The organism is Actinomadura sp. KC345, from assembly GCF_004348515.1.
Lineage (GTDB): Bacteria > Actinomycetota > Actinomycetes > Streptosporangiales > Streptosporangiaceae > Spirillospora.
Genome location: NZ_SMKH01000312.1, coordinates 1 through 8,637, shown reverse-complemented (window position 1 = coordinate 8,637; position 8,637 = coordinate 1). Strand labels below are relative to the sequence as shown.

Sequence of the window (8,637 nt, the reverse complement as noted above, 5' to 3'; positions counted from 1 at the left end):
GGCCTCGAAGTACTTCACGGCCTTCGGCGTCAGCGGGATGCCGAGGGCCCGCGACGTCCGGACTTTGGGACGGGGGTTGTTCATCACTCTCCCTTGGTGGTTAGGTATGCCTAAGTTAGGTAAGCCTAACCTACACGTCAAGGAGGGCATGGTGCCGCGAGCGCAGGCAACGCAGAGCACGGAGACCACGGAGGGGCCGACCCCGGCGGAGCGGGCCCGGACGCTCGCCTACGGCTTCGCGGACGGCGTCCTGGTCGCGCCGGGCGTCCCGTACGCGCCGGTCCCGGCGCACTCGACCGACCGGGAGGGCAGGCCGCTCCTGCTCGTCCAGCGCGCCTCGCCGATCGTCGCCGCGCTCACCGCCGAGCCCGACGGGGCCGACGTGCCCGCCACGCTGCGGATCTCCGACGTCGCCCCGGTCACGCTGGCCGACCGGGTCCGCGGGCGCGCCTGGCTGCACGGCTGGCTCAGCGAGGTCCCCGCCGGCGAACTGCGCGGGGCCGCGCTCCGGCTGTCCCGCGCCCATCCACGTCCCGAGCTGCTCGACCTCGGCGACGAGCGGACGGCCCGCGACGGCGAGCGCGAATGGACGATCCTGGCCCTGGAGGTCGCCCAGGTCGAGATCGACGACGCGTGGGGGAGCGCCACGCTGGAACCGGAGGAGTACGCGGAAGCCGCGCCCGACCCGTTCGTCGCCATCGAGGCCGGCATCCTCACCCACCTCGACTCCGCCCACCGCGACGAGCTGACGAGGCTCCTGCCCGCGTCGGTGCCGCCCGGCCCCGTCCGCCCGCTGGCCCTCGACCGCTACGGCATGTGGCTGCGCTGCTCCGCCCCGCCCCGGGGCGCTCCGTCGTTCGACCTGCGCCTGCCGTTCACCAGGCCCGTCGATGATCTTCACGCCCTCCGCCACGCCTATCGCCACTTGTTCGCCCAGTCGGTAGAGACCCGTAGTACGTCCCCTCGCGACCCCTGATACCGGCGCCTGTTCTGGCGGTGTTCTCCCGGATGGCGGAGGGGCGCCTCGCCGGGTGATGCTCGGGATGCCGGGCCGGGGACACCAGCCGTGACCGACCGGCCGGCCCGATCACCGGTTCGTCCTCGCGGGGTGGGCGGACCGGTGACGTGTCCGGGGTCACCTCCCGCGAGCCCGTGTCGCGGGCCACTGCGCGAGATTGGCCATTCCGCCGGGTGGCGCCGTGGCGCAGGGTGGATGCATGACCGAACATCATCCTCAGACCCGAGCCGTGCATCCGCCCGTCATCGCACCGGTGGGGAGCCGTCCGCTCGGGGTGCCGATCTACCAGGGCCATCTGTTCTCGTTCGAGGGCGCCGACGAGCTGGCCGCCGCCTTCCAGGGGCCGGACGAGGCGTTCATGTACGGACGGCTCGGCAATCCGACCGTCCGGTCGCTGGAGCGGGCCGTCGCCGAGCTGGAGGGCGGGGCCGGGGCCCTGGCGACCGGGTCCGGGATGGGCGCGGTCAACGCCGTCCTGACGGGGCTGCTGCGTTCCGGCGACCACGTCATCGCGCAGACCGCCCTCTACGGCGGCACCTACGCGCTGTTCCAGGATCTCGCCGAGCGGTGGGGCGTCGAGGTCACCTACGTTCCCGGCGACGACCCGGCCGAGCTGCGGGAGGCGCTGCGCCCCGCCACCCGGCTCGTCTACCTGGAGACGGTCGCCAACCCCACCACGCACGTGACGGACATACCGGCGTTCTCCGCGGCCCTCAGCGGGACGGGCGTCCTGACCGTCGTCGACAACACCTTCGCGCCGCTCCTCTGCAAGCCCATCGACCACGGCGCCGACATCGTCATCCACTCGACGACGAAATACCTCAGCGGGCACGGTGACGTCGTCGGCGGCATCGTCGTCTTCGCCGACCCGGCCCTGCACCAGCGGGTGTGGAGCCATGCCGTCGAACTCGGGTCCGTCGCCGACCCGTTCGCCGCGTGGCTGACCGTGCGGGGCCTCGCCACGGTGCCGATGCGCGTGGCCCGGCAGAGCGCGTCCGCGCTGGACATCGCCGGGCGCCTCGCCGCGCACCCCTCGGTCACCCGCGTCCACTACCCGGGGCTGGACGACCACCCGCAGCACGACGTGGCGCGGCGGCTGCTGCCGGACGGAGCGGGCGGCGTCCTGGCGTTCGAGCTCGCCGGCGGGCGGGACGCGGGCGGCGTGTTCTCCGAGGCCGTCGAGCTGATCGGGCTCGGCCCGTCGCTCGGCGCCGTCGTGTCGCTGGCCCTGCACCCGGCGAGCACGTCCCACCGGCAGATGGACGCGGCGTCCCTCGCCGCCGCCGGGATCGGCGAGGGAACCGTGCGCCTGTCGGTCGGCCTGGAACACCCCGACGACCTCTGGGCCGACCTGGACCAGGCCCTCGGCAAGGCCGGTCAGAGATAGAAGCCGGTCGCGGAGGCGGGCGCCTCTGGGTCGTGCGGGCGCTTCTCGCCCTTGCGGAGCGCGACCAGCTCGGCGAGCGTCGCGCCGTCCCCGCCGATCTCGGTGGACGGCGCGTCCGTGCCGTCCAGCCACGCCACCGCCTCGGCCTGGGTGAGGCGGCCCACCTCGATCTGCGCGAGGCACCGGCCGGGGCGGACGACCGCCGGGTGCAGCATGGCGAGGTCCTCGTTGGTGGTGATGGCGACGAGGACGTCGCGGCCCTGCCCGAGCATCCCGTCGGTGAGGTTGAGCAGCCGCGAGAGGCCCTGGCCCGTCGACTGCTTGGCCTCGCCGCGGATCAGCTCGTCGCAGTCCTCCAGGATGAGCAGCCGCCAGCGGCGGTTCTCGTCCTCGTCGCCGACCGCGACCTCCATGAGGTAGCTCGGCGTGCCGAACAGCGACTCCGGGTCGAGGACGCAGTCGGACTGGCACCAGCCGTTCCAGGCGCGGGCGAGGGCGCGCAGCGCGGTGGTCTTGCCGGTGCCGGGCGGGCCGTGCAGGAGCAGCAGGCGTCCCGAGACGTCCTCGCCGGTGAGGCCCATCACGCCGTCGAGGGCCTCGGCGACCGGCGCGGTGTAGTTGCGCCGGATGTCCTCCCACGGGTCGGCGGTGATCCCGCGCTCGTTGCGGACCGGGCCGCGCGGGCCCATGTGCCAGAAGCCCATCTCGACGCTGGTCTCGTCGACCTCGGGAGGTTCGGTCGCGTCCTTCACCGACTCCTCGAAGACCGAGTCGGCCAGTTCCTCGGTGACCGCGGACACCGCGACGTACGCGCAGTTGTTCTTCCACCGGTTGGTCAGCAGCGTCCAGCCGTCGCCCTCGGCCAGCACCGAATGCTGGCCCTTCTCCTGCGCCACCCGCACGATCCGGGCGTCCGCGGGGCGAAGCGGCGCCTCCGCCCGGACGTGCTCCAGCCGCGTCGAGCGCGACCAGGGCTGCTCACCGGACGCGAACGGACGCAGCGACAGCACGTCCATCACGTCGGTCGGCGAATTGTTGTCGTTCAGGTTGAAGACCACGGGCAGTGCCGACTCCGACCCCGGACCGGTGGCGTTCTCCTGGGGTTCGACGAGATGCAGGAACTCCTGCGGGGTCTCCTGCGACATGGTCATGACATGAATGATCACGCCCGGTGGCCGGGAACGTCCACCGAATTAGCCGGGAGGCGGTGCCGGGGTCAGGAGTCCTCGCGGGCGGTCTTGCGCGCCTCGGCCTCTTCGAGGTCGAGCTTCGCGGCCTCCTCCGGTGTCGGCGCCGTCCCGCCGAGGTAGGCGGGCTGCCACCAGGTCTCGTCCGAGCGCGGGACGTCGGGGTACTCGCGCTGCGCCCTCTCCAGCATCTCCGACATCCGGGCGTGCAGGTCACGGGTGACCTGGTCGTAGTCGTCGCCGCGCTTGGGGTACATCGGCTCGCCGACCAGGATCGTCACCGGGACGTTGCGCTGGAGGAGCCTGCGCTTGCGGCCCTTGGTCCACAGCCGCTGCGGACCCCAGATCGCGACCGGGACCAGCGGTACCTTGCCCGCCACCGCCATCCGCACCGCGCCGCTCTTGATCTCCTTCACCGTGAACGAGCGGCTGATCGTCGCCTCGGCGAACACCCCGACGATCTCGCCGCCCTTCAGCGCCTTCAGCGCCGCCGCGTAGGACGAGGCGCCCGCGTTCCGGTCGACGGGGATGTGGTGCATGCCGCGCATCAGCGGCCCGCCGACCCGGTTGTCGAAGATCTCCTTCTTGGCCATGAACCGCACCAGCCGCTTCGCCGGGTGCGCGGCCAGGCCGGCGAAGATGAAGTCGAGGTAGCTGACGTGGTTGCTCACGAGCACCGCGCCTCCGGTGCTCGGGATCTGCTCCGTGCCCTCCACGCGGAACCTGATGTTCAGGGCCTTGAAGATCCCGAGAGCCGTTTTGATCACCGGCGGGTACACGATTTCGGCCATGGGAGAACCGTACTTGAGCAGCTCATGATCAGCGAGTGCGGGCGGGGATCGCGATGGATCACACAACGGGGCCGAACTCTGAGAAGGTGGGGTGGTGACGTGATCCGGCTATCGGTGAGGATTCGGCTGATGGGTGAAAGGGGATGAGCATGGAACCGTTGGACGCGGCGGCGGACGTGCACGAGCTCATCCGCGACGTGCTGCCCGCCCTGGCGCCCAGCGCCTGGTTCGACTCCGGTACCTCCGAGGTGGTGCTGCCCGTGGGGCGGTCGGAGGCCAGGGCCTCCAGCTGGACGGTGCTGGAGCGCTGTGCGCGCGAGTCGCGCACGGCATGGCCCCGCGTGGTGGACGAGTGGGTCCGCGAGGTCACCGACCGCGCGTTCCTCGCGGTCGGGGAGATGGAGCTGTTCGGCGACGTCCGGGAGCTGCTGCGGCTGCGCATCGTGCCGAAGCTCGCGCCCGGCGACCGGGAGGGCCTCGTCGTCGTCCCCGCCGGAGACCACTTCGACGCGATGGTGATGATCGAGCACCCGCGCTACGGCGGCCCGCTCACCAAGGCCCGCGCCGGCCTGCTGGGCCTGCACAAGCTCGGCTACGTGATGACGAACACCCATGACCGCGAGCTGGCCGACGTCGCCGTTCGGACCCAGCCGCTGCTGCCGGGACGCAACGTCCGCGTCGTCACCAAGCCGGGCAGCCGCTACGTGTCGGCGCTGCTCAGCGAGGTCGACCAGTTCCTCCCCGGGCCGAACGAGCACGGCGCCCTCGTCGGCGTCCCGTGCCACAGCACGCTGCTGCTGTACCCGATCACCTCGACGGCCGTCCGCGAGGTGCTCCCCGTGTTCGCCGACGTCGTCCGGGAGATGCACGCCGACGCCGAAGACCCCTGCGCCCCCGGTGTCTACTGGAGCCACGGCGAGCGCCGCCTGACTCCGCTCCCCGCGTCCCCCGAAGGCTCCCCCGAGTTCTCGACGCTTCTCCACCGCCTCCCGGAGGAGTGAGGCGGCGGGCCCCGGTCAGGGCAGTTTCCAGTCCACCGGCCGGCCGCCGCGCTGCTCGAGAAGCTCGTTCGCCCTGCTGAACGGGCGGGAGCCGAAGAATCCGCGGTCGGCCGAGTAGGGGCTCGGGTGCGGCGACTCGATGCAGGGCACGTCTCCGAGCATCGGCTTGAGGTTGCGGGCGTCGCGGCCCCACAGGACGGCCACGAGCGGGCCGCCGCGGGCGGCGAGGGCGCGGATGGCCTGCTCGGTGACCTCCTCCCAGCCCTTGTCGCGGTGCGAGCCGGGCTTGCCGGGCATGACGGTCAGCGCCCGGTTGAGGAGGCAGACGCCCTGCTCCGCCCACGGGGTGAGGTCGCCGGTGGACGGCTCCGGGTGGCCGAGGTCGCTGCAGTACTCGCGGAAGATGTTGACCAGGCTGGCGGGCAGCGGCCGGACGTCCGGGGCGACGGAAAAGCTGAGGCCGACCGGGTGCCCGGGGGTCGGGTAGGGGTCCTGGCCCACGATGAGGACGCGCACGTCGCCGAACGGCTGGGTGAACGCCCGCAGGATGTGGTTCCCGGCGGGCAGGTACCGGCGCCCGGCGGCGACCTCGGCGCGCAGCCAGTCTCCGGCGGCGGCGATCGTCCCCGCGACCGGGGCGAGCGCGGTCGCCCAGCCGGCTTCGACGATCTCGGGGAGTGGTCGTGCCGTCATGGGGCACAACCCTAGTGCGGTGATCATGATGCCGGGGGCTTGATCAGACTTGTGAAGTTTTCTGACCGCATTCGGCCGGAAGAAGGCAAAATCTTTACAAGTCCGCGTGAAACCGGCAGATGAACCGGGTGAAACGTCCTGTTAAGTCGTGGTTACTTCCTGACGGCCCACGTTGACCTGCTGCCCTGAACCGCATAACTCCTAGAGAGGTAAGGAAGCCGCACCGCGAGCGGACGGACGAGACATGAGCCAGCTGACCACCGTGGACGCCACGTTCCTCAACGCCGAGACCGGCACCACCCACGCCCACATCGCGGGCCTGGGCATCGTCGACCCGGCCTCGTGCCCCGGAGGCCGGCTCACCGTGCCGATGGTCGCCGAGCTCGTCCGGAGCCGGGCGCACCTGGCGGCCCGGCCGCTGCGGCAGCGGCTCGCCCAGGTGCCGTTCGGCCTCGACCGCCCGTACTGGGAGGACGATCCCGACTTCGACCCCGAGTGGCACATCTCCGAGATCGCGCTTCCCGCGCCGGGGACCGACCGGCAGCTCTCCGAGATCGTCGCGATGCTCCACGAGCAGCCCCTCGACCGGTCCCGCCCGCTCTGGGAGATGTTCCTCATCCACGGCCTCGCCGGCGGCTGCACGGCCGTCTACGTGAAGGTGCACCACGCGGCCGTCGACGGCGTGATGGCGGCCGAGACGCTCGCGGCGCTGCTGGACCTGTCGCCCGAGCCCCGCGACCTGCCCGCCGACGAGACCCCGCCGACCCGGGCGCCCGGGACGGCCGACATGCTCGGCACCGGGCTGCTGAGGGCCGCGCTGCATCCCGTCCGCACCGCGCTGTCGGTCGCGCGGGCCGCCCCCTATCTCGACGAGATCCCCGGCGTCGCCGCCATCCCGGGGGCCGGGCTGGTGTCGTCGGTCGTGCAGGGCGCGCTGCGCCGTCCCGGCGTCCCGAGGGCGCCGCGGATGAGCGCCCCGCCGACGCCGTTCAACGCGCCGATCGGGCGCCGCCGCGCGGTCGCCTTCGGCGAGCTGCCGCTGGACGAGATCAAGCAGATCAGGCGGGGCCTCGGCGGCAGCGTCAACGACGTGGTCATGGCACTGTGCGCGACGGCGCTGCGCAAGTGGCTGGACAAGCGCGGCGACCTGCCGGAGCGCCCGCTCGTCGCGGCCGTCCCGGTGTCGCTGCGGCGCGGCGCCACCGCGGCCGACCCGGGGAACCAGGTGTCGATCATGACGACGCCGCTCGCCACGCACGTCCCCGACCCCGCCGACCGGTACACCGCCGTCCGGCGGGACATGGACGTCGCCAAGCGGCGGTTCGTCGGGTCGTCCGGGAGCTGGGTGCAGGAGCTGAGCGGCGTCCTCCCGGCGCCCGTCGCCGGCGCCGTCACCCGCCTCGCGCTCCAGGCCGCGCCGGCGATCTCGCTGCGCCCGGTCAACCTCATCGTCTCGAACGTGCCGGGCCCGCAGTTCCCGCTGTACCTGTGCGGGGCGAAGGTGCTCGGCTACTACCCGATCTCGGTCATCACCGACGTCAGCGGCGGGCTGAACGTCACCGTGTTCTCCTACGACGGCAAGGTGGACGTCGGCATCGTCGCCTGCCGCGAACTCGTCCCCGACCCGTCGGAGATCATCGACCACCTCGTGGACGCGCTGGACGAGCTGAAGGGCCTCAGCCGCGAGGCGCTGGAGGACTGACGAGCGTGTCCCGGTGCCGCCACGCCAGGGCGAGCGCGGCGGCACCGGCCGGCTGCATCGGCCGCGGGACGCTCCCGTCGAACGGCGCCATCGACACCTCGCCCTCGTCGTTGACGGCGACCAGCCCGCCGAACAGGTCCCCGAACACCGCGTCGTCGATGACGACGGCGGTCAGCAGGTCGAGCGCGAACGTCAGCGGGTCGACGCCGAGCCCGAGGAAGTACGCCCGCACCCGCCCCCGCTCCCGCTCGGCGGTCATCGCCCGGTGGAACGGCCAGTCCTCCTGGACGAAGCCCTCGCCGTAGTCCTCCGGCATCCCGAGCAGCTCCTCGGCGTACTCGCGGACCATGCTCCGCCACAGGCCGGGCGGCTCGTCGCGGAGCGGCTGGAAGACGCCGACCGGCATCACCTGGTGGAGCCCCCCGGCGTGCGCGACCTTCGCCGGATCCCGCCAGTGCAGGACATACTCCCCGGAGGTCGTGAGGGTCACCGTCGTGATCGCCGTCAGCACCGCCCGCCGGCTCAGGTCGCAGGGGTCGCCGATCCTGTTCCGCAGCGGCAGCCCGTCCACCCCGGCCGCCAGCTCGTGCGCCGCGGACTCGCCGACGTTCACCCCGTCGAAGTACCGGGCGGGCCCGAACCGCAGCACCGGCGGGTCGGCGGCGACGAGGCGGTGGCTCGGACGGTCCTCGAACACCCTCGGCGGCGCGAGGGCGCCCATCGCCTCGGCGTACGTCCGGTACCCGGCGGGCAGCCCGTCGTCCGGGTCCGCGACGGCGGGCGGGACGGGGTCGGCCTCCCACTCCAGCCGGACGGACTCCAGCGGAACCGGCGCGCTCGGAACCCAGCCCTCCCGGC

At 72.6% G+C, this 8,637-nt stretch carries 8 protein-coding genes and 1 pseudogene; 4 read left to right on the top strand and 5 right to left on the bottom strand.

Going from position 1 to position 8,637, the window contains the following annotated elements; all coding sequences use genetic code 11:
• Window positions 1-87 (bottom strand): annotated as a pseudogene (locus E1281_RS42885) (30S ribosomal protein S4); the annotation flags it as partial.
• Between the two features lie 61 nt (window positions 88-148).
• On the opposite strand from E1281_RS42885, the gene E1281_RS33450 reads away from it, so the two are divergent.
• Both E1281_RS33450 and E1281_RS33445 read left to right on the top strand, forming a co-directional pair.
• The gene (locus tag E1281_RS33450) at window positions 149-976 is read left to right on the top strand and encodes a DUF2470 domain-containing protein (RefSeq protein WP_131883716.1); all 828 of its coding nucleotides are present in this window, start codon (window positions 149-151) and stop codon (window positions 974-976) included.
• A gap of 241 nt (window positions 977-1,217) precedes the next feature.
• Window positions 1,218-2,405 (top strand): aminotransferase class I/II-fold pyridoxal phosphate-dependent enzyme, encoded by a 1,188-nt coding sequence (locus E1281_RS33445; RefSeq protein WP_131883715.1) that lies wholly within the window; start codon window positions 1,218-1,220, stop codon window positions 2,403-2,405.
• Here E1281_RS33445 and E1281_RS33440 read toward each other — a convergent pair.
• Window positions 2,396-3,556, bottom strand: coding sequence for a DUF5925 domain-containing protein (locus tag E1281_RS33440; protein WP_243717675.1), 1,161 nt, complete (start codon window positions 3,554-3,556; stop codon window positions 2,396-2,398). The two genes, E1281_RS33445 and E1281_RS33440, sit on opposite strands and share 10 nt — an antisense overlap.
• 65 nt (window positions 3,557-3,621) lie before the next feature.
• Window positions 3,622-4,383 carry a lysophospholipid acyltransferase family protein gene (locus E1281_RS33435; protein WP_131883714.1) on the bottom strand — a complete coding sequence of 254 codons (762 nt, stop codon included), beginning with the start codon at window positions 4,381-4,383 and terminating at the stop codon, window positions 3,622-3,624.
• Between the two features lie 149 nt (window positions 4,384-4,532).
• Here E1281_RS33435 and E1281_RS33430 point away from each other — a divergent pair, with 149 nt between their 5' ends.
• Window positions 4,533-5,384, top strand: a complete 852-nt coding sequence (locus E1281_RS33430) for a hypothetical protein (protein ID WP_243717674.1) — start codon at window positions 4,533-4,535, stop codon at window positions 5,382-5,384.
• A 15-nt stretch (window positions 5,385-5,399) separates the two neighbouring features.
• On the opposite strand, the gene E1281_RS33425 is transcribed toward E1281_RS33430, so the two are convergent.
• The gene (locus tag E1281_RS33425; RefSeq protein ID WP_131883712.1) at window positions 5,400-6,077 is read right to left on the bottom strand and encodes a uracil-DNA glycosylase; all 678 of its coding nucleotides are present in this window, start codon (window positions 6,075-6,077) and stop codon (window positions 5,400-5,402) included.
• 244 nt (window positions 6,078-6,321) lie between these two features.
• On the opposite strand from E1281_RS33425, the gene E1281_RS33420 reads away from it, so the two are divergent.
• The gene (locus E1281_RS33420) at window positions 6,322-7,779 is read left to right on the top strand and encodes a wax ester/triacylglycerol synthase family O-acyltransferase (protein ID WP_131883711.1); all 1,458 of its coding nucleotides are present in this window, start codon (window positions 6,322-6,324) and stop codon (window positions 7,777-7,779) included.
• Here the strand turns inward: E1281_RS33420 and E1281_RS40740 are convergent.
• A partial coding sequence (locus tag E1281_RS40740; RefSeq protein ID WP_165959217.1) for a transcriptional regulator occupies window positions 7,754-8,637 on the bottom strand: 884 nt, incomplete at its 5' end. The two genes, E1281_RS33420 and E1281_RS40740, sit on opposite strands and share 26 nt — an antisense overlap.